Origin of the sequence: Amycolatopsis rifamycinica (genome assembly GCF_000695625.1) — a bacterium.
Lineage (GTDB): Bacteria > Actinomycetota > Actinomycetes > Mycobacteriales > Pseudonocardiaceae > Amycolatopsis > Amycolatopsis rifamycinica.
On sequence record NZ_JMQI01000027.1, the window covers coordinates 29,632 to 48,334 of the forward strand.

At 72.9% G+C, this 18,703-nt stretch carries 22 protein-coding genes; 17 read left to right on the plus strand and 5 right to left on the minus strand.

Annotated features, from left to right (window positions below; translation table 11 throughout):
* Position 1: 1 nt before the first annotated feature.
* Positions 2-280, minus strand: coding sequence for an MDR/zinc-dependent alcohol dehydrogenase-like family protein (locus DV20_RS43985; protein ID WP_200876419.1), 279 nt, complete (start codon positions 278-280; stop codon positions 2-4).
* A 69-nt stretch (positions 281-349) separates the two neighbouring features.
* Entirely contained in the window at positions 350-574 is a 225-nt protein-coding gene (locus tag DV20_RS13465; RefSeq protein ID WP_043780043.1) for a hypothetical protein, read from the minus strand.
* Between the two features lie 452 nt (positions 575-1,026).
* On the opposite strand from DV20_RS13465, the gene DV20_RS13470 reads away from it, so the two are divergent.
* The 9 genes from DV20_RS13470 (at position 1,027) to DV20_RS13505 (ending at position 8,414) form a co-directional block, all read left to right on the plus strand.
* Positions 1,027-1,638 (plus strand): CBS domain-containing protein, encoded by a 612-nt coding sequence (locus DV20_RS13470; protein WP_043780044.1) that lies wholly within the window; start codon positions 1,027-1,029, stop codon positions 1,636-1,638.
* Positions 1,635-2,540 (plus strand): universal stress protein, encoded by a 906-nt coding sequence (locus DV20_RS13475; protein ID WP_043780045.1) that lies wholly within the window; start codon positions 1,635-1,637, stop codon positions 2,538-2,540. The genes DV20_RS13470 and DV20_RS13475 overlap by 4 nt, the downstream gene beginning before the upstream one ends.
* The gene (locus tag DV20_RS13480) at positions 2,537-4,882 is read left to right on the plus strand and encodes a phosphoketolase family protein (protein WP_043780046.1); all 2,346 of its coding nucleotides are present in this window, start codon (positions 2,537-2,539) and stop codon (positions 4,880-4,882) included. The genes DV20_RS13475 and DV20_RS13480 overlap by 4 nt, the downstream gene beginning before the upstream one ends.
* A gap of 176 nt (positions 4,883-5,058) precedes the next feature.
* Positions 5,059-5,697, plus strand: a complete 639-nt coding sequence (locus DV20_RS13485) for a response regulator transcription factor (RefSeq protein WP_043780048.1) — start codon at positions 5,059-5,061, stop codon at positions 5,695-5,697.
* 5 nt (positions 5,698-5,702) lie between these two features.
* Positions 5,703-6,077: an acetate--CoA ligase family protein gene (locus DV20_RS46555; protein ID WP_160169726.1), complete on the plus strand. Its 375-nt coding sequence runs from the start codon at positions 5,703-5,705 to the stop codon at positions 6,075-6,077.
* A complete protein-coding gene (locus tag DV20_RS46560) occupies positions 6,059-6,220 on the plus strand; it encodes a hypothetical protein (protein WP_160169727.1) in 162 nt (53 codons plus the stop codon). The genes DV20_RS46555 and DV20_RS46560 overlap by 19 nt, the downstream gene beginning before the upstream one ends.
* A gap of 10 nt (positions 6,221-6,230) precedes the next feature.
* The gene (locus DV20_RS13495) at positions 6,231-7,316 is read left to right on the plus strand and encodes an acetate/propionate family kinase (protein ID WP_043780052.1); all 1,086 of its coding nucleotides are present in this window, start codon (positions 6,231-6,233) and stop codon (positions 7,314-7,316) included.
* A gap of 4 nt (positions 7,317-7,320) precedes the next feature.
* Positions 7,321-7,704: a hypothetical protein gene (locus tag DV20_RS13500; protein WP_043780054.1), complete on the plus strand. Its 384-nt coding sequence runs from the start codon at positions 7,321-7,323 to the stop codon at positions 7,702-7,704.
* Complete coding sequence (locus tag DV20_RS13505) at positions 7,701-8,414, plus strand: hypothetical protein (RefSeq protein ID WP_043780056.1); 714 nt, start codon at positions 7,701-7,703, stop codon at positions 8,412-8,414. Before DV20_RS13500 ends, DV20_RS13505 begins: the two co-directional genes overlap by 4 nt.
* A gap of 30 nt (positions 8,415-8,444) precedes the next feature.
* Here DV20_RS13505 and DV20_RS46990 read toward each other — a convergent pair whose 3' ends face one another.
* The gene (locus DV20_RS46990) at positions 8,445-8,576 is read right to left on the minus strand and encodes a hypothetical protein (RefSeq protein ID WP_268747418.1); all 132 of its coding nucleotides are present in this window, start codon (positions 8,574-8,576) and stop codon (positions 8,445-8,447) included.
* 53 nt (positions 8,577-8,629) lie between these two features.
* A complete protein-coding gene (locus DV20_RS13510; protein WP_043780057.1) occupies positions 8,630-9,286 on the minus strand; it encodes a TetR/AcrR family transcriptional regulator in 657 nt (218 codons plus the stop codon).
* Positions 9,287-9,428: 142 nt separating this feature from the next.
* On the opposite strand from DV20_RS13510, the gene DV20_RS13515 reads away from it, so the two are divergent.
* The 8 genes from DV20_RS13515 to DV20_RS13545 all read left to right on the plus strand — a co-directional run bounded on the left by DV20_RS13515 (position 9,429) and on the right by DV20_RS13545 (position 16,668).
* Positions 9,429-10,553: a VOC family protein gene (locus DV20_RS13515; protein WP_235190822.1), complete on the plus strand. Its 1,125-nt coding sequence runs from the start codon at positions 9,429-9,431 to the stop codon at positions 10,551-10,553.
* 73 nt (positions 10,554-10,626) lie between these two features.
* Positions 10,627-11,562, plus strand: coding sequence for a fumarylacetoacetate hydrolase family protein (locus DV20_RS13520; RefSeq protein WP_043780059.1), 936 nt, complete (start codon positions 10,627-10,629; stop codon positions 11,560-11,562).
* Complete coding sequence (locus DV20_RS46565; RefSeq protein WP_235190823.1) at positions 11,559-11,840, plus strand: hypothetical protein; 282 nt, start codon at positions 11,559-11,561, stop codon at positions 11,838-11,840. The genes DV20_RS13520 and DV20_RS46565 overlap by 4 nt, the downstream gene beginning before the upstream one ends.
* On the plus strand, positions 11,840-13,435 hold the full coding sequence (locus tag DV20_RS13525; protein ID WP_235190824.1) for an AMP-binding protein: 1,596 nt from the start codon (positions 11,840-11,842) through the stop codon (positions 13,433-13,435). The genes DV20_RS46565 and DV20_RS13525 overlap by 1 nt, the downstream gene beginning before the upstream one ends.
* The gene (locus tag DV20_RS13530; RefSeq protein ID WP_043780060.1) at positions 13,432-13,782 is read left to right on the plus strand and encodes a DoxX family protein; all 351 of its coding nucleotides are present in this window, start codon (positions 13,432-13,434) and stop codon (positions 13,780-13,782) included. The genes DV20_RS13525 and DV20_RS13530 overlap by 4 nt, the downstream gene beginning before the upstream one ends.
* Positions 13,779-15,254, plus strand: coding sequence for a bifunctional 3-(3-hydroxy-phenyl)propionate/3-hydroxycinnamic acid hydroxylase MhpA (mhpA, locus tag DV20_RS13535; protein ID WP_326938481.1), 1,476 nt, complete (start codon positions 13,779-13,781; stop codon positions 15,252-15,254). The genes DV20_RS13530 and mhpA overlap by 4 nt, the downstream gene beginning before the upstream one ends.
* An 18-nt stretch (positions 15,255-15,272) precedes the next feature.
* The gene (locus tag DV20_RS13540; protein ID WP_043780063.1) at positions 15,273-16,457 is read left to right on the plus strand and encodes a cytochrome P450; all 1,185 of its coding nucleotides are present in this window, start codon (positions 15,273-15,275) and stop codon (positions 16,455-16,457) included.
* A 13-nt stretch (positions 16,458-16,470) separates the two neighbouring features.
* Entirely contained in the window at positions 16,471-16,668 is a 198-nt protein-coding gene (locus DV20_RS13545) for a ferredoxin (RefSeq protein WP_043780064.1), read from the plus strand.
* A gap of 30 nt (positions 16,669-16,698) precedes the next feature.
* Here the strand turns inward: DV20_RS13545 and DV20_RS13550 are convergent, their stop codons facing one another.
* A complete protein-coding gene (locus DV20_RS13550; RefSeq protein WP_235190825.1) occupies positions 16,699-18,627 on the minus strand; it encodes a glycoside hydrolase family 44 protein in 1,929 nt (642 codons plus the stop codon).
* Between the last annotated feature and the right edge of the window lie 76 nt (positions 18,628-18,703).

The following is an 18,703-nucleotide window of genomic DNA, read 5'->3' on the forward strand; positions in this document are numbered from 1 at the left end:
GTCACAGCCGGAAGACGATGCGGGCCGGGACGCGGCCGGCGAGAACGTCGGCGAGGTCGTTGCGGGTGCCGACGATCGAGCCGATCACCGACTTGCCGCCGAGGACGGTGTCGAAGATCGGCGGGTTCATCGTGCCGTCGGCGGGCAGGGCGACACAGACGAGCCTGCCGCCCCAGCGAAGGGAGCGGAACGCCTGGGCGAACGATGCCGGGGAGGCGTCAGCGCACCCGTGCGGCCGTCGGGGCGGCGGCGCCGGATTAGCCTGGTCCAGGCCGGGCATCGCCGTCAGTTCGGCCTCTTCTCGGGCATACCACCGGACGGCGCGGCTCCGCGAGCACGGCGAGCACGCTCAGTCGTCCGGCTCGTCGACGTCGAGCCGGTAGCCGGGCACGAGCCGAGGGTGGCCGGGGCTGAACTCGACCCAGACGGAGCCGGGACGCAGGTCGGGTGCCCGGTCGACCACGACGCCGGTGCCGCCGGTGAACCGGCCGCTGTGGGCGCGTACCCGCAACCCGTTCGGGAATCCGCCCGCCCGGGCGGGGCCGGGGTTCCGATCGTGGTGGGCGAAGCTCATGTCGGCCCCCTCTCCGGTGGGAGATACCGGGCCTTCTGGCCGGCACTGACCAGGCTTCCCCGTGGTGGGCACGGGATGCAGAGGCGGAAGCCCCGTCCGCGTGTGCCGTTCCTCCCGTCCGGCCGGGCATTTGTGCCCACGAACGGCACGCTCCCGGTCGGCGCCAGGAGGAAGTCAGCCGCCGGCGAAGAACGTCCGTCGTGCTCACGGTTCCGTCGCGTCGTGCGCGTCCGGGTGCCGGGCGGTGCCCGGCGCCGCCCGCCGAACGCTCCACCCGTGGTGTAGTCCTCCGCTGCCTGCGCAGGCAGCGGAGGCCGTGCTCGCCGAGAGCACTTCGTCCTCTTTGGACGTGCTCCGGCGAAGGGACGTAAGTCCTCATGACCGGTGACCGACGCCAGCGGTCACCCGGGTCCCGCCTTCCTAGGTTGGGAGGTGACACGAAAGGAACCCCGATGCGCGCACGCGACCTGATGACCGCGCCGGTGATCACCGTGCACCCGTGGACGTCCGCGAAAGAAGCGGCCGAGCTGCTGTCGATGCACGGCTTCACCGCCCTCCCCGTGGTCGACGACGACGACCGGCTGATCGGCATCGTCACCGAAGCCGACCTGATCCGCGGCCGGATCCCGGTGGACCCCCGGCACTCCCATGAACACCGCGAAGCCACGTCCGCGGGCAAGACGGTGGGGGACCTGATGACCAGTCCCGCCACCGCGATGGACACCGGCACCGATGTCGCCGACCTCTGCCAGGCGCTGGTGGACGCCCGGATCCGCGCGATGCCGATCGTCGACGGCGCGGCCGTCGTGGGCATCGTGACCCGCCGGGACGTCGTCCGGATGCTGGCGCGCCAGGACGTCGAGATCGCGCGGGACGTCAAGCACCGCTTGGAGATCTACGGCGGCAGCGCCCGCTGGAAGATCGACGTCCGCGACGGCTGCGTGCACATCACCGACCAATTCGACGACGAGACCGATCGGCACGTCGCCCGGCTGCTGGCGCTGGCCGTGCCGGGTGTCGTCGCCGCCGACACCGCATACGCGGGCGAGGAGCAGGCACGATGAGCACCACCGAACCGAGGATCACCGTGGGCGTGGACGGCTCGGCGGGTTCGACCGCCGCCGTCGCCTGGGCGGCGGACATCGCCTCCCGGCGCCACCTCCAGCTGAAGATCGTGCACGGGCTGCAGGTCGCCGGCCTCTACTACGGCGGCGGCATGACCGGCCTCGGCGCGGCGACGCTGTTCGAGGCGGTCCAGGCGGACGGCGAACGCGCCATCGCCGAGGCCTGCGCCCTGGCCGCGTCGATCGACAAGGACCTGGCCGTGGTCACCGAGCTGCCGAACGATCCGCCGGTACCGATGCTGATCGAGGAGTCCCGGCACGCGCGGATGCTCGTGGTCGGCCGGACGGGCTCCGGCGGCTTCGCGGACATGCTCGTCGGCGGCACCGCGGCTTCGGTCGTGAGCCACGCCCACTGCCCGGTCGCGGTCGTCCGCGGCCGCCGGGAGCCGGCGGTCGTCCCGGAGACGGGACCGGTCGTCGTGGGCGTCGACGGCAGTCCGAACAGCGAACAGGCCATCGGTGTCGCGTTCGAAGAAGCGTCGCTGCGTGGCGTGCCGCTGGTCGCGGTGCACGCCTGGAACGACGTCACCTACGAGGACACCCGCGGCACCGCCCGCATCCTCACCCAGCCGGAATCGCTCGAAGAGGGGGAGCAGCGGCTGCTGACCGAGCGGCTGGCCGGCTGGCAGGAGAAGTACCCCGACGTGGAGATCGGCCGGAACCTGGTCCGCGACCGGCCGCGGCACGCGTTGCTCGAGGAGAGCGGGACCGCGCAGCTGATCGTCGTCGGCAGCCGGGGCCGGGGCGGGTTCACCGGGATGCTGCTGGGCTCGACCAGCCAGGCGCTGGTGCAGCACGCCGGGTGCCCGGTGCTCGTCGTCCGCCCGGAGGTGGCTAAGTGACCGCGCTCGACGACCGGGCCGTGACGCTCGGCAACACCGAACTCGCCCAGGTGGACGCCCTCTGGCGGGCCGCGAACTACCTCTCGGCCGGCCAGATCTACCTCATGGCGAACCCGCTGCTGCGCGAGTCGCTGCGTGCCGAGCACGTCAAGCCGAGGCTGCTCGGGCACTGGGGGACCTCGCCCGGCCTGAACTTCGTCTACGCCCACCTCAACCGGGCGATCCTCGCCCACGACCTGAACGCCATGCTGGTCACCGGCCCTGGTCACGGTGGCCCGGCGTTGCTGGCCAACACCTGGCTGGAGGGCAGCTACACCGAGGCGTGGCCCGAGGTCACGCGGGACACCGCCGGGATGGCGGAGCTGTTCAAGCAGTTCTCCTTCCCCGGCGGCGTGCCCAGCCACGTCGCTCCGCAGGTCCCCGGGTCCATCCACGAAGGCGGCGAGCTCGGGTATTCGCTCGCGCACGCCTTCGGGGCGGCGTTCGACAACCCGGACCTGTTCGTCGCCTGCGTGGTCGGCGACGGCGAGGCCGAGACCGGCCCGCTGGCGACGTCCTGGCACGCCAACAAGTTCCTCGACCCGGTCCGCGACGGCGCGGTCCTGCCGATCCTGCACCTCAACGGCTACAAGATCGCCAACCCGACCGTGTTGTCCCGCATCCCGCACGCCGAGCTGGACGCCCTGCTGCGCGGCTACGGGTACGCGCCGATCTACGTCGAAGGTGCCGATCCGGAGCCGATGCACCAGGCGATGGCCGCGGCGCTGGACTCGGCGGTCGCCACCCTCGCCGAGCGGCGCGGGGTGTGGCCGATGATCGTGCTGCGCAGCCCCAAGGGCTGGACCGGACCGTCCGTTGTGGACGGTGTCCCGGTGGAGGGCACCTGGCGGGCCCACCAGGTCCCGCTGCCGGGGGTCCGCACGAACCCGGAGCACCTGAAGCAGCTGGAGGAGTGGCTGCGGTCCTACCGCCCGGAGGAGCTGTTCGACGCCGCCGGCCGTCCGGTCGCGGACGTCACGGCGATGATCCCGGCGGGGGAGCGGCGGATGGGCGCCAATCCGAACGCCAACGGCGGCATCCTGCTGCGGCCGCTCACCCTGCCCGACACCGCGGACCACGCCGTCGCGGTCACGGTTCCGGGGACGACGGTGGCGGAGCCGACCCGGGTGCTGGGCCGGTTCCTGCGGGACGTGTTCGCGCTCAACGCCGACCGGGCGAACTTCCGCCTCTTCGGCCCCGACGAGACGGCGTCGAACCGGCTGGACGCGGTCTACGACGTCACGGGCAAGGAGTGGCAGTCCGCGGTCGAGCCGGTCGACGAGCACCTGGCCCGCGACGGCCGCGTGCTGGAAGTGCTGTCGGAGCACCTGTGCCAGGGCTGGCTCGAGGGGTACCTGCTGTCGGGCCGGCACGGGCTGTTCTCGTGTTACGAGGCGTTCGTGCACATCGTGGACTCGATGGTCAACCAGCACATCAAGTGGCTGCGGGTGCACCGGCAGATCCCGTGGCGGCGGCCGGTGGCGTCGCTGAACTACCTGCTGACCTCGCACGTGTGGCGGCAGGACCACAACGGGTTCTCCCACCAGGACCCCGGGTTCGTCGACCACGTCGCGAACAAGAGTTCCGAGGTCGTGCGGGTGTACTTCCCGCCGGACACGAACACGCTGCTGGAGGTGGCGGCGCACTGCCTGCGCAGCCGGGACTACGTGAACGTCGTGGTGGCGGGCAAGAACGACACGCCGAACTGGCTGGACGCCGAGCAGGCGGCGCTGCACTGCGCCCGCGGGGCGAGCATCTGGGAGTGGGCGAGCACCCACACCGACCGCGAGCCGGACGTCGTCCTGGCCTGCGCGGGCGACGCGCCCACGCTGGAAGTGCTGGCCGCCGCGAAGATCCTGCGGCAGGAACTGCCGGATCTGGCGGTGCGCGTGGTGAACGTCGTGGATTTGATGCGGTTGCAGCCCGAAGCCGAGCACCCGCACGGCCTCGGCGACCGGGAGTTCGACGCGCTGTTCACCCCGGACCGCCCGGTGATCTTCGCCTACCACGGCTACCCGTGGCTGATCCACCGCCTGGCCTACCGGCGCACCAACCACGCGGGGATGCACGTGCGCGGCTACACCGAGCACGGGACGACGACCACGCCGTTCGACATGCTGGTGCTCAACCACATGGACCGCTTCCAGCTGGTGATCGACGCGATCGACCGGGTCCCCGGCCTCGCCGCGACGGCCGGGGTGCTGCGGCAGAAGATGACCGAGGCCCAGGGCCGGCACCAGCGGTACATCCGCACCCACGGCGAGGACCTGCCCGAGGTGCGGAACTGGACCTGGGAGGGCTGAGCACGATCACCGTGGTCTTCGCCGGCGGGTCCACACTTGGCGGACTCCGTGGCTTCGCCGGTCGCGACGCGCGTTCAGGGTCCTTGGTCACTTCCCGGACGGCCCTCGGTCCCTGCCGTCCGGGAGCCGGTGGCCGTACGCTGATCTCCACTAGCGCTGTTCCCGGGAGGTCGGAAATGCTCCGCGTGTTCTTGGTCGATGACCACGAGGTCGTACGCCGTGGCGTCGCCGACCTGCTGGACGAAGACGCGCACCTGACGGTGGTCGGGCAGGCCGGCAGCGTGTCCCAGGCCCTGGCGCGGATCCCCGCGCTCAACCCCGACGTGGCGGTGCTCGACGTGCGGCTGCCGGACGGCAACGGCATCGAGCTGGCGCGTGAGCTGCGCTCGAAGCTGCCCGACCTGAAGTGCCTGATGCTCACCTCCTTCACCGACGAGCAGGCGATGCTCGACGCGGTGATGGCCGGGGCGAGCGGGTTCGTGATCAAGGACATCAAGGGCATGGACCTGGTGTCCGCGGTCCGCGAGGTCGGCGCGGGGAAATCCCTGCTCGACGCCCACGCGGCCGCCGCACTGATGGGCAAGCTGCGGGACAGCCAGACCAAGAAGGGCCCGCTGGCGGACCTGTCGGACCAGGAGAAGAAACTGCTGGAACTGATCGGCGAGGGCCTGACCAACCGCCAGATCTCCGAGCGCATGTTCCTCGCCGAGAAGACGGTCAAGAACTACGTCTCCCGCCTGCTGACCAAGCTCGGCATGGAACGGCGCACCCAGGCCGCCGTCCTCGCCACCGAGCTGCGCAAAGACAACGGCTGACTCGGTTGTGCGGCTGCGAGACGGGGCGGCCACGGGCACTGGGCAGTGAGCCGGTCCAGGTCCACGTCTCGCCGAGCGGGCCGGGCAACCTCCGTGACCGCGCCGAAGCCGGGGGCGGAGGGTTTTCGCTGGGCAGCGGCCCCGAGGGTGGGGTCAGGATCGAGTGGTCGGCGCCGAGCGGGGTGCGCTCGGACCCGGTGTTCGGGCCGCTGGTCGTGTTCGGCCTCGGCGGCGTCGACACCGACCTGATCGCCGACCGCGCCGCCAAGCTCGCGCCGCTCACCGGTGCCGACGCGGACCTGCTGCTCGATGGCCTGCGCGCCTCCAACCGCTCTGGGCCGGGTCGCTCGACCGGGCCGCCGTGCGGGAACTGCTGCTGAAAGTCAGCCGGCTCGCCGAGCTGGCCGAACTGGACCTCAACCCGGTGCGCGTGCGCTCGGACGGCTGCGTGGCGCTCGACGTGCGCGCCCGGTTCGAGCCGGACGTGTCCGCCGACCCGTTCCTGCGCCGGCTGCGGGACTGAAGGAGCGATCGTGCGTGTGCTGACCCTGAACCCGGGCTCGTCGAGCATGAAGGTCTCGCTCGTCGCCGACGGCACCGCCGTCGGCTGGACGGCGTGGGACCTGGCCGACCCCGGCGTGGCCGCCCAGGCGATCCGCCGGTGGTCCGATGTGGACGCCGTCGCCGTCCGGTTCGTCCACGGCGGCTCGCAGAAGGCCGCGGCGCGGGTCGACGACGCCCTGCTGGCGAACCTCGAACGGCTCACCTCGCTCGCGCCGAACCACCAGCCGCTGTCCCTTTCGGTGACCCGCGAGGTCCGGCGGCTGCTGCCGGACGTCCCGGTGGTGGCCTGTTTCGACACCGCGTTCCACGCCCGGATGCCCGAAGCCGCGGCGCGCTACCCGCTGCCGCGGGCGTGGACCGCGCAGAACCGCTTGCGCCGCTACGGTTTCCACGGCCTGTCGTGCCAGTACGCGCTGCGCCGCACCGGTGAGCTGCTCGGCCGGGCGCCGGAAGACCTGCAGATCGTGTGTGCCCACGTCGGGGCCGGGGTGTCGGTGACGGCGATCCGCGACGGCCACGGCGTCGACACCAGCATGGGGTTCACCCCGCTGGAAGGCGCGATGATGGCCACCCGGTCCGGTTCGATCGATCCGGGCCTGCTGCTGCACGTGATGCAGACGGTGCCGATGAACGCGGCCGAGATGGCCGACGCGCTGTTCCACCGCTCCGGCCTGGCCGGGATGAGCGGCACCAACGGCGACCTGCGCCGGGTCCTGGCCGCGGCGGCGCACGGCGAGCGCGACGCCGAAGTGGCCATGGACGTCTACCGGCACCGGCTGCGCCGCGAGATCGGCGCGGCCGCGATGAGCCTGTCGCGGCTGGACGCGGTGGTGTTCACCGGTGGCGTCGCCGAGCACCAGCCGTCGGTGATCACGTCGGTCGTCGACGGGCTGGGCGTGCTCGGCCTGCGGGCCGGGAACGTCCCGCCCGTCGATGCCGACCGGACCGTCACCGCCGCGGGTTCACCGGTACCCGCCCTGATCGTCCGGCCCCGGGAAGACCTGGAGCTGGCCCGCGGCGCCGAAGAGGCGCTCGCCCGAGTGACCACGAGGTGAAGCCGTGCACGTGCTGCTGACCGAATCTTCCTTCGGGGACGCCGACTTCCTGGTGCAGCCCCTGCGTGACGCCGGCTGCCTGGTCAGCCGGTGCCACACCCGCGCCGGGTTGTGCCGCGCGCTGGCGGTGGGCGGCCGCTGCCCGCTCGACGAGCCCTTCGCCCAGCCGGACCTGCTCGTCGACGTCCGTGGCCAGGGCGCAGAGCTGACCGCCCGCGAGTACGGCGTCGTGTGCGCGGTCCGCGACCACGTGCCGGTCGCGCTGGTCTCACCCGATCCGGACGTGCGGGCGGAGGTCCCGGGCGGGCTCGAAGAGCGCGTCACCGTGATCGACGCCGACGGGCTGCTGGCCACCTGCCGGGCCGCCTCGAGACACCTCGGCGGATGACCGCGCCGAGGTTCCGGTGGGACCGCTCGGCCCGGGCCGTCCTCGGCGACGCCCTGCTGTGGCTCGGCCCGAACCGGTGCGTCGCGGAAGTCCGGCCGGACGAGGTCGTGCTGACCGAACCGGCCGCCCGGCGCGAGCGCGCGGGCACCGCCGCCCTCCTCGAGTGCGGGGCGGCCCTGTCGACGGTCTGGACCGTCGTCCGGGTGCTGGGGCGCGAACCCGAGTTCACCTTCCCGGACGATCCGGACCGCCCCGACGTCGCGGCCGTCGTCCGGCTCGGGAGAGCGCGCCCGCCGTCCAGCAGCGAGTGGGCGCGGTACGCGGCGCTGCGCAAGCTCGGCACGGACGGGCCGCTGCGGCCGGTCAGCCTGGCCGTCCTGGGCGGGCTGGCCGCGGACGGCTTCTGGCCGGACACGGCCGTCCGGATCGTCCGCCCGGACTGGGCCCCGGCCCTCGCCCACCTCGGCGCCGACGTGACCGGCCAGTCGTCGGTGCTGATCACCACCCCCGGCGACAGCCGCAGCCACCACGTCCTGGCCGGCGCGGCCCTGCACTCGGCCCGGCTCGCCGCGGCCGTGCGCGGGTTCTCCTCGCGGGCGCTGCCGGTCCGGCCGCCCCGGCGGCGCGCGGCCGGGGACTCGCTGCTGCCCGGTGTTCCGCGAGCCGTCCTGCTGGTCGGCCTGCCCACCCCGAAGCGACGGAACTCCTGAGGAGGATCGCACCGGTGCCGGTGGGCGGGTTCAAGCGGGGGCGAGGCGGTGCGCGGCTTCCGGGGTGATGACCACGACCGGGCAGCGGGAGAACCGGACGCACTCGCGCCCGATGCTGCCCAGCACCACCTTTTCTTCGGGGTCACCGCGATCGAGCGCCACCCGGACCGGACGCCGGTAGGGGCCGAATTCCGCCGGAGCCGGGGACGTTGCGCTCAGGCGGTGGTGCCGGGGCCGGTCGCGGTGATGTCGAACTCGGGCAGCGGGCGGCGGCAGATCTCGCGGGCTTCGGCGGCGGAGAGGCCGAGCATGCGCAGCAGGTCCTCGGTCACCTGGTCGGTGGTCTCGGCGTCGTCGCGTTCGGGACGGCGGTGCAGCAGGTGGCCGAGGCCGAGTGCGGCTCCGGCCACCGTGACCAACGCGAGCTCGCTGTCGGCGACGGTGAAGCGGCCGGCCCGCGCGCCGGCCTCGATGTCGCGGCGGGCACGGGGGGCGAGGCCGTGGTCCGAAGTGGACAGTTCGAGGCCGTGGTGCAGCAGCACCTTGCTGAGTTCGGGGTTCCTGCGGTGCAGCCGCCCGGTGAGCCGGAAGCTCTGCGCGAAGACCTGGGCCGGGTCGTCGAGGCCGGTCGTCAGCTCGTCGAGCAGGGCGCCGTGGACGTCGAGGGCGTCCTCGACCGCGGCCTGGTAGAGCTGCTCCTTCGTCTCGAAGTGGTTGTAGAACGACCCCAGTCCGACGTCCGCGGCCTGGGTGATCTCCAGCACCGACACCGCGGTCTTCCCGTCCGCGATGAGCGCCTGGGCGGCCCGGACGAGAGCCGCGCGGGTCCGCGCTTTGCGCCGCTCCAGCCGGCTCGGGGCCTGCTCCGGCATCCGTGCTCCCTGTCGTCCGCTCCTCGTCGAGCGGTCATCCTAGCCCATCCCCGTCAATATTGACGAAGTCGTCAGAAGCCCTTGACTGATGACTTCCTCGTAACTGACGATGTCGTCATCATCGTGGATGGAGGGAGCGGCCGTGGAAGATCCGCACAGGGGGTTGCACAGCGAGCATGGTGCGCTCGCGGGCGAGCACCCCGGCCGGGCGGCGAACCCGGTGATCAAGGTGCACGACGTGGCCTGGCTGGAATTCGAGAAACCGGACCTGGTGCGAGCCGAGGCGTTCGCGCGGGCTTTCGGGTTCACGCCGACGCTGAGCACCGAGCACGAGCTGCACCTGCGGGGGACCGACCCCGGCGCGCCGTGCGTGCTCATCCGCCGGGGCGCCCGGTCGAGGTTCCTCGGGCCGGCGTTCCGCGCGGCCGCCCGGAGTGACGTCCTGAGGCTCGCCGAGTCCGCCGGGCGGCCGGTCGCCAAGCTGCCGGAGCCGGTGGGCGGCGTCGTCGCCGACCTCGCCGACCCGAACGGCCTGCGCGTCCGGGTCGTCTCCGACACGCACGAGCTGCCCGCGTTGCCGCCGCAGGAACCCCACACGTTCAACTTCGGCCACGAGACCCGGCGAACCAACGCCACCCAGCGACCGCCACGGACGCCGGCTCGGGTGCGGCGGCTGGGCCACGTCGTGCTGCAGACGACGAAGTACCGGCAGACGCTGGACTGGTACCTCGGGCACCTGGGCCTGATCGTCAGCGACTTCCTGTTCCACCCCGGCCGGCGCGACCGCGGGCCGGTGATGAGCTTCGTCCGCTGCGACCGCGGTAGTAGCCCGGCCGACCACCACACCCTCGCCCTGACGCTCGGCCCGGCGAACCGGTACGTGCACTCGGCGTACCAGGTCGCCGACCTCGACGCGCTGGCCGCGGGCGGGGAGTACCTGCGCGAGCACGGCTACCACCACTCGTGGGGCATCGGGCGGCACGTCCAGGGCAGCCAGCTGTTCGACTACTGGCGCGACCCGGACGGGTTCATGGTCGAGCACTACAGCGACGGCGACCTGTTCGACAACACCCTCGAACCCGGCTGGGCCCCGATGACCGCCTCCGGCCTGGCCCAGTGGGGACCGCCCGCCACCGCCGACTTCCTCGGCGTCAAGCCGGGCAAGGAAGCCCTGCGCGAACTGCGCGCGGTGTTCTCGGCCCTGCGCGAAGACAACGAATTCGACGCCCAGCGCTTCCTGGGCCTGCTGAAGGTGGCCCGTTCATGACCAAGCTCGCGAATCGATCATCCGTCACCGCGCTCCCGGCTCAGGCGGCACCGAGCGACGGCGAGGTGCGCGCATGAGCCGGACCGTGCTGCGCACCGCCGACGCCTGGTACGTCGCCCGCGGCGCCGAAGCCACGAAGATCGAAACGTGCGCGGCGACCACCGGCGCGCTGCTCGCCGACCGTCCGGCGATCACGGCCGCCGCCGCGGGCCCGGCCACCGACCGGGTGGCGGACCTCGTCCTGGTCTCACCGGTCACCGCGCCCTGCCGCGTCGTCGCCCAGATGACCAACTTCGCCTCGCACGTCACGGATTCCGGGATGGACCCGCGGACCGTGCCCCTGACGTTCTTCCGCAAGACGTCCGGGTCGATCTCCGGTCCGTTCGACGACGTCGTCAAGCCGCCGCACGTGCGCCTGCTCGACTACGAGGTGGAGATCGGGCTGGTCATCGGCCGTGAGCTGCCGGTCGGCAGTGAGATCGCCGCCCCGGAGGAGTGCGTCGCGGGGCTGGTCGTCACCGACGACGTCTCCGCCCGTGACATCCAGCTGCCGAAGACCCAGTTCTACGAAGCCAAGTCGTACCCGACGTTCACCCCGGCCGGACCCGCGCTGGTGCTGCTCGAACCCGGCGACTTCGAGCGCTTCACCGATCTGCGGCTGCGGCTGTCGGTCAACGGCTCGGTCCGCCAGGACTCGGTCGTCGGCGCCGACATGATCCACCGGCCCCTCGAGGCGTTGCGGGCGTTGACCCGGTTCCAGCGCCTGGATCCCGGCGATCTGGTGCTGACCGGCACCCCGGCCGGCACCGCGCTGTCCGCGCCGCCGAAGGCCGTCGAGAAGATCGCCGCCCTGCTGCCCCCGTCGCTCAAGTGGAAGCTGTTCTTCAAGGGCCAGGCGAAAAACCCGAAGTACCTCGCCGACGGCGACGTCGTCGAAGCGTCGGCCGCCACGGACGACGGCGCTCTCGACCTCGGCACCCAGCGCACGATCGTGAGGCACCCGCGATGACCGGCGCTTCCCTGTGGCCCCGCTGCGCCGAGCCGGCCGACCTGGCCGCGATCGAGGCCGTCCCGCTCGCCGAACGGCACCTGCCGGAGTCGACGTACGCCCTGCTCTCGCGGGCGGCCGCGCGGTGGCCGGACCGGACGGCCACCACCGTGCTGCCCGAGGCCGCGCGGTGGCGCGAACCCGTCCGCCGCACGTTCGCCGAGCTGCTCGCCGACGTCCACCGGTACGCGAACCTGCTGCGGGACCTCGGGGTGCGGCGCGGGACGCGGTGGCGCTGATGGCACCCCACTGCGCCGACCTGATCCCGGCGACCCTGGCCGCGCAGCTCGCCGGGATCGCGGCGCCGCTCAACGGCGGCCTGTCCCGCGCCCACCTCGGCGAGCTGCTTCGCCGGTCGGGGGCCCGCGTCCTGATCACCGCCGGTCCGGAACTCGCGCCGGAGGTCTGGGACACCGCGCGGGAGCTCGCCGCCGGGTTGGACGCGATCCTCGTGCTGCGCCCGACGGGCGCGGCCGGCGAACCCGCCGCGCTGCCTGTCCTCGACGGCGTGCGCGTGGCCTACCTCGCCGAGCTCGCGGCCGGGCACGACCCGGCCGGGTTCGCCGGCGAACCGCCCGCGGCGGCGGACCTGGCCGCGTTGTTCCCCACCGGGGGCACGACCGGGGCGCCGAAGCTGGCCGCCCACACGCACGCCAACGAGGTCGCCGACGCGTGGATGATCGCGGTCGGCTCGCCGCTCGACGACGGGTCGGTCGTCTTCGCGGCGCTGCCGCTGTTCCACGTCAACGCGCTGGTGGTCACGCTGCTCGCGCCGTTGTTCAAGGGGCAGCAGGCGGTGTGGGCGGGGCCGCTGGGCTACCGCGAACCCGCCCTGTACGGGCAGTTCTGGAAGATCGTCGAGCACCACCGGATCGCCGCGATGAGCGCGGTCCCGACCGTGTACGCGGTGCTCGCCCGGTGCCCGGTCGACGCCGACATCGCCGGCCTGCGGTACGCCATGATCGGGGCCTCGCCGCTGCCCGCCGCCGTGCGGGCGGAATTCGAGGCGCACACCGGCGTCACGCTGGTCGAGGGGTACGGGCTGACCGAAGCCACCTGCGCGAGCGCCCGCGGCTTCCCCGGCGCCCCGCGCCCGGGCACCGTCGGCCAGCGCCTGCCCTACCAGCGGATGAAGGTCGTCCACCCGGAGACGGGGGAGGAGCTGCCCTGCGGGCAGACCGGGGTGCTGGCCATCAGCGGCCCGGCCGTGTTCGCCGGTTACGTCGTCGGCCGGGACGAGAACGGCCCCCTGCTGGACGGCCTCGGCAAACTCCGCGACGGCTGGCTGGACACCGGTGACCTGGCTCGGCTGGACGCCGACGGGTTCGTGCACCTGGCCGGCCGGGCCAAGGACCTCATCATCCGCGGCGGCCACAACATCGACCCCGCGATGATCGAGGACGCGTTGCTGAGCCACCCCGACGTCACCGCCGCCGGCGCCGTCGGCCGCCCCGACGAACACGCCGGGGAGGTCCCGGTCGGCTACGTGACGCTGGCTCCGGGCGCGACGGTGACCGAGGACGCCCTGCTGGCGTGGGCCGCCGACCACGTGCCCGAGCGCGCCGCCGTGCCGAAGGCCGTCACCGTGCTCGACACGCTGCCGAGCACCGACATCGGCAAGCCCTCCAAACTCACCCTGCGCGCCGACGCCACCCGCCGCGCGATCGCCGAGGCACTCGCCCCGTTCGACGGGGTGACCGTCGACGCGGTGATCGAGGACGGGACCGTGGTCGCCGCCGTCACCCTTCCGTCCGAAGTGGACGAACCGGGGGTGAGGGCCACCCTCGGCCGCTACACCGTTCCCGCCCGGCTGACGTTCCGAGGGAACTCATGACCGTCCTGATCGCCCTTTCCGTCCTGGTGGCGGCCATCTTCTTCCTGTTCGGCGCGGCCAAGCTGCTCGCGCTCGCGCCCATGCGGGAACGCGCCGCGCACGCCGGCTTCTCCGTCACGGCCTACCGCGGCATCGGCGTGCTGGAGATCGCCGGGGCCGCCGGTCTCGTGCTCGGCCCGGCCGTGCCGGTTCTCGGCACACTGGCCGGGGCCGGCCTGCTGCTCCTGCTCGCGGGCGCGCTCGGCACGCACGTGCGCGACCACGACCGCGGCCGCGACCTCGTCCCGGCGCTGGTCTGCGCGGTGCTCGTCGCCGGCTACCTCGTGGCCCTCGGGGTGTCGCCGTGAGGGTGCCCGTCGTCATCGTCGGGGCGGGCCCGACCGGACTGACCGCCGCGGCGCTGCTCGGCCGCTACGGCGTCGAGTGCCTGGTGCTCGAGCGGTGGGATTCGGTCTACCCGCGGCCCCGCGCGGTGCACCTGGACGACGAGGTGCACCGCATCCTCGGGCGGCTCGGGCTGGCCGGGGAGTTCGCCGCCATCTCCCGGCCCTGTCACGGGCTGCGGCTGCTCGACCCGGACCTGCGGGTGCTGGCCGAGTTCCGCCGTTCCCCGGGCGCCGGCCGGCACGGCTACCCGGAGGCGAACATGTTCGACCAACCCGACCTGGAGCACCTGCTGCGGACCCACCTGGAGACGATCGGCGCCGTCACCCTGCGCGGCGACACCGAGGTCACCGGCATCCGGCAGGACGGGACCGGCGTGCGGGTCGAGACGACCGACCGCGGCACCGGGGAGCGCGAGACGATCCACGCGGGCTACGTCCTGGGCTGCGACGGCGCCAACAGCCGCACCCGGACGGCGATCGGCGCGACGATGGCGGACCTGAACTTCGACCAGCGCTGGCTCGTGGTCGACATCGCCACCACCGCCGACCTCGGCCAGTGGCAAGGCGTGCACCAGGTCTGCGACCCGGCCCGCGCCGCGACCTACATGCGCATCGGGGAAACCCGTCACCGCTGGGAGTTCCGGCTGCTGGCCGGGGAGGCGGGCGAGGACTTCCGCGACCCGGACCGGCTGCACCCGCTGATCGCGCCGTGGATCCGGCACATCCCGGCCGATGACCTGGAGATCGTCCGCGTCGCCGAGTACACCTTCCGCGCCCGGGTCGCGGACCGGTGGCGGGACCGGAGGGTGTTCCTGCTCGGCGACGCCGCGCACCTCACCCCGCCGTTCATCGGCCAGGGCATGGGCGCCGGGCTGCGCGACGCGGTCAACCTCGCCTGGAAGCTCGCCGGCGTCCTCGACGGGACGCTGCCCGAGAGCGCGCTCGGCACCTACGAGGCCGAACGCAAGCCGCACGCCCGCGCCATGATCCGCCGGGCCGTGCTCGTCGGCAGGGCGATGACCGACGGCGGCCGGCTCGGCGACCTGATCCGCCGGGCCGTCGCGCCGCGCCTGACCGGTCGCGTCCTCGGCAGCGAGACACCCGCGTTGAGCCGGTCGGCTCTGGTCGTGCGGCCACGCCTCCGGCGGACGTTGGCGGGGCGCCTGTGTCCCAACGCGCTTCTCGACGACGGCCGCCGCTTCGACGACGTGGCCGACGGTCGCTTCGCCGTCGTCACCGCGGACGTCCCCTCGGACGCCGAACGAGCAGCCGTCGAGGAACGCGGCGCGGTCCTCGTCACGACGCGGAGCTCCGGTGAGCTGCACCGCTGGCTCCGGACCGGCACGGCCGTCGTCCGCCCGGACGGCACGGTGCTGAGCACGAGCGGCCGTCTCGGCCGGGCCCTGCCGCGGCTGACCCCCGATTCCCGCTGAACGCGACGAGGAGCGACGATGCCCCGACTTCCCGATGTCCCCGTCTACCGGCCGGACATCTATTCCCCGCGAGCGATCCTGGACCCCTATCCGCACTACGCGAACCTGCGCGAACTCGGGCCGGTGGTGTGGCTGCCCGGACACAAGGTCTTCGCACTGCCTCGCTACGCCGAATGCAAGGCCGTGCTGCTCGATGACAAGACCTTCGTCTCCGGCGAGGGCGTGGCGCTCAACCCCGTCGCCAACCGGCTCTCCCGCGGCACGACCCTCAACAGCGACGGCGAAGACCACGCCCGCCGCCGGGCCCTGGTCGCCCACCGGCTCACCCCCCGTGCGCTGCGCGGGATGAAGGACGTGGTGGAACGCCAGGCCGCCGAGATCGTCGACGCCGCGCTCGCCCGGCGCACCGTCGACGGCGTCGAAGTCGCGGCGGCTCTGCCCGCCTCGGTGGTGCCCGACCTCGTCGGGTGGCCCGTGGAGGGCCGGGAGAACCTGCTGCGCTGGGGCGCGGCCACCTTCGACATCCTGGGTCCGCTGAACGGCCAGGCGGTGCGGGCGGTACCGGCCGGCCTGGGGATGGCGCGGTTCGCGCACACCGTGGTGAAGCGGCGGAACGTCCTGCCGGGCAGCATGGGTGACGACCTGCTGCGCGCGGCCGACGCGGGCGAGCTCGCCCACGGCGAGTGCCCGGCGCTGATGATCGACTACCTGGTGCCGTCCCTGGACACCACGCTCAGCGCGATCGCGAGCGCCCTGCACCTGTTCGCCACCCACCCCGGGCAGTGGCGGCTGCTCAAGGACGATCCGAGCCTGATCCCCAACGCGGTCAACGAGGTGGTCCGGTTCGCGTCGCCGCTGCGTGCCTTCAGCCGCAAGGCCGGCCGGGACACCGAGGTGGCCGGCACGGCGCTCCCCGCGGGAGCACGCGTCCTGATCCTCTACGCCTCGGCCAACCGGGACGCCCTGGCGTGGACGGACCCGGACACCTTCGACATCCGCCGCGACGCCTCCCGCCAGCTCGGCTTCGGGCACGGCACGCACGGCTGCGCCGGGCAGGGCCTCGCCCGCCTGGAAACGCAGGCCATGCTGCGCGCCCTCGTCGCCCGCGTCGACCGGATCGAGCTCACCGGAGCACCGGAATGGGCGCGCAACAACATCATCCACCGCCTCGGGCGGCTGCCGCTCGAACTCATCCCGGCCTGAAAGGGGACCTCCCGTGCGGATTTCCGCCGACTACGACCGCTGCGAAGGACACGGTGTGTGCGCCGAACAAGCACCCGCGGTCTTCGAACTCGACGACGACGCCGAACTCGTCCACCACTTCGAAGGCGGGACCATCCCGCCGGAGCACGTCGCCGCCGCGCGGACGGCCGTCACGTCGTGCCCGGTCGCCGCGCTGCGGGAGCTCACCTGAGGCCGCCACGGGCTCGCCCGTGCACCGGCGTCAGGCCGGGGTGCAGGTCAGCGTCGGTGGTGGTGCCGTCCCGGTCGCCTGGAACCCGAACGTCGTGCTGCCACCCGCACCGATCGGGCCGTTCCACCCCGCGTCGGCGGCGACCACGCGGGCGGCGCTCTGCGTCAGGGTGGTGTTCCACGAGTTGGTCACCTGCTGGTCGCCGGGCCAGGTCCAGCCGACCCGCCACCCGGTGATCGCGGTGCGGCGGTCGTTGGTGACGGTCACCGTCGCGACGTGCCCGGTGGCCCAGCCGCCGTTGACGTGCACACTCGCCGTGCACCCGGCCGCCGGCAGGACCAGCAGCGTGATGGAGTTCGCCGGGTAGGTCGCGTCGAGGTGGCCGTTGCTCGCCGGGACGTCGCTGCCGCGCACGATGGCGTTCAGGTCGGCCGGGCTGTAGGTGAACCGCTGGGCCGCGCCGGCGTTGTCGAACCCGGCCACCGACAACGGTGAGGTGAGGTCGCCGCCGGTCTTGTTGACGACCATGACGGTCAGCGCCTGGTCGGCGGACCGCTGCGCCGCGTAGACCGCCAGCTGGCCCTGGTCGGCGGCCGTGGCCGACACGCTGACGTCACCGAAACGGCTGCCGGCGCCGTCGTAGTTGCGGTACATGCGGAACGCGTACGCGCCCGGATCGGTCGGCTTGGGTTCGCCCCACATCGTGGCGAGGTCGAGGCCCTCGCGGCCGAAGACGCCCAGGATGTCGGCTTCCGCCAGCGCGCCGTTGATGTCGTCCAGCGCGCCCCAGTTGTACTCGGTGATGGCGGTCTTGGTCCCGGGGTAGTACCGGTCGATCCACGACTTCATCGTGCGGATGAACTGCAGCGGCGGCGCGTTGACGCCACTCGGGCCGATCCAGGACTCCTCGACGTAGGCCGGGTCCCACAGCGACCGGACGGACCGCAGCCGCAGCGCGTTGGCTTCGGGGGTCTTGTCGCCGCTGATCTGCGGGTAGAAGTGCTGGTCGAAGTAGTCGAGGTAGCGTTTGCCGCCGTGGGCGTCGCTGTAGTCCTTCATGTTCTTCAGGTACCACTGGGACAGGTTGAGCCCGCCGTGCGCGGCGGAGTCGGGGCCCGGTCCGCAACCGTCCACTCCGGACGCCACCCACTCGCAGTAGCCCCAGCCGGAGGGGCCGAGAACCGCCGCGCTCGGGTCGGCGGCCTTGATCGCCGCGGCGGCCGCGGTGCCCTTGCTGCCCAGTTCGTCGTCCGAGACGGCTTCGGGGTGTACGTCTCGGTGCGTGCTGGACCAGAGCACCGGTTCGTTGTCGAGTTCGTAGATCGGCACGCCACCCTGGGCCGCCGTGCCGAACCGCGACACCAGGTGCGACACCATTTCGCCGTCGAACGCCGCGTCCGCCGGGACCGAGGTGTCGGTGGGGACGCCGGTGAGGTTCTGCTGGTCGAGTTTTCCGTTGCCGCAGTTGGGGTCCCACTGGTCGAAGCTGTCCTGCTGCGGGAACCGGGTCGCCGGGAAGCCGCAGGCGAACGGGTGCGAGGAGGGCGAGTCCTTGGCCACCCACCCGCTCAGGGGCACGGTGACGACCGGCTTGATGCCGCGGTCGAGGTGGGACTCGACCACGCCCTCGAGGGAGTGCTCCTGGTCGGCGACGATGTTCTCGAAGTACCAGTCGCTGCCGGTGTTGTAAGTGTGGTTCTTGAAGTTGTAGCGGCTGGAGGCGTTGCCGCCCCAGCGCGCGACCGTCTGGCCGATTTCGGCGTTGAACGCCGGATCGCCGCCGTTGAGGCCGTAGATGCCGGGGCTGATCGGGTGCCGTCCGGCGGACACGTCGACCGACAGCGCGGGCCCGGTCGCGGCCGAAACCGGCGGGGCCGTGAGCGTGACGGCCACGAGGGACGTCGCCAGACCGGCGGCGGTGACCGCTCGCCGCTTCCGCCATCGCCGAGCAGTCTCCACGGAAGCCTCCACCGGTCCCAAGCCTGGATTTTCCTGGCCGACAGCATCGTGGAGCGGCCGGGGTCGAGCGTCAAGT

What these genes read in the sequence shown, in the direction of transcription:
- DV20_RS13525 (WP_235190824.1), top strand. Translation starts at nt 11,840, where the DNA reads ATGGCACCCCACTGCGCCGACCTGATCCCGGCGACCCTGGCCGCGCAG.
- DV20_RS13520 (WP_043780059.1), top strand. Translation starts at nt 10,627, where the DNA reads ATGAGCCGGACCGTGCTGCGCACCGCCGACGCCTGGTACGTCGCCCGC.
- DV20_RS13470 (WP_043780044.1), top strand. Translation starts at nt 1,027, where the DNA reads ATGCGCGCACGCGACCTGATGACCGCGCCGGTGATCACCGTGCACCCG.
- DV20_RS13485 (WP_043780048.1), top strand. Translation starts at nt 5,059, where the DNA reads ATGCTCCGCGTGTTCTTGGTCGATGACCACGAGGTCGTACGCCGTGGC.
- DV20_RS13505 (WP_043780056.1), top strand. Translation starts at nt 7,701, where the DNA reads ATGACCGCGCCGAGGTTCCGGTGGGACCGCTCGGCCCGGGCCGTCCTC.
- DV20_RS46565 (WP_235190823.1), top strand. Translation starts at nt 11,559, where the DNA reads ATGACCGGCGCTTCCCTGTGGCCCCGCTGCGCCGAGCCGGCCGACCTG.
- DV20_RS13510 (WP_043780057.1), bottom strand. Translation starts at nt 9,286, where the DNA reads ATGCCGGAGCAGGCCCCGAGCCGGCTGGAGCGGCGCAAAGCGCGGACC.
- DV20_RS13530 (WP_043780060.1), top strand. Translation starts at nt 13,432, where the DNA reads ATGACCGTCCTGATCGCCCTTTCCGTCCTGGTGGCGGCCATCTTCTTC.
- DV20_RS13540 (WP_043780063.1), top strand. Translation starts at nt 15,273, where the DNA reads ATGCCCCGACTTCCCGATGTCCCCGTCTACCGGCCGGACATCTATTCC.
- DV20_RS13475 (WP_043780045.1), top strand. Translation starts at nt 1,635, where the DNA reads ATGAGCACCACCGAACCGAGGATCACCGTGGGCGTGGACGGCTCGGCG.
- DV20_RS13465 (WP_043780043.1), bottom strand. Translation starts at nt 574, where the DNA reads ATGAGCTTCGCCCACCACGATCGGAACCCCGGCCCCGCCCGGGCGGGC.
- DV20_RS43985 (WP_200876419.1), bottom strand. Translation starts at nt 280, where the DNA reads ATGCCCGGCCTGGACCAGGCTAATCCGGCGCCGCCGCCCCGACGGCCG.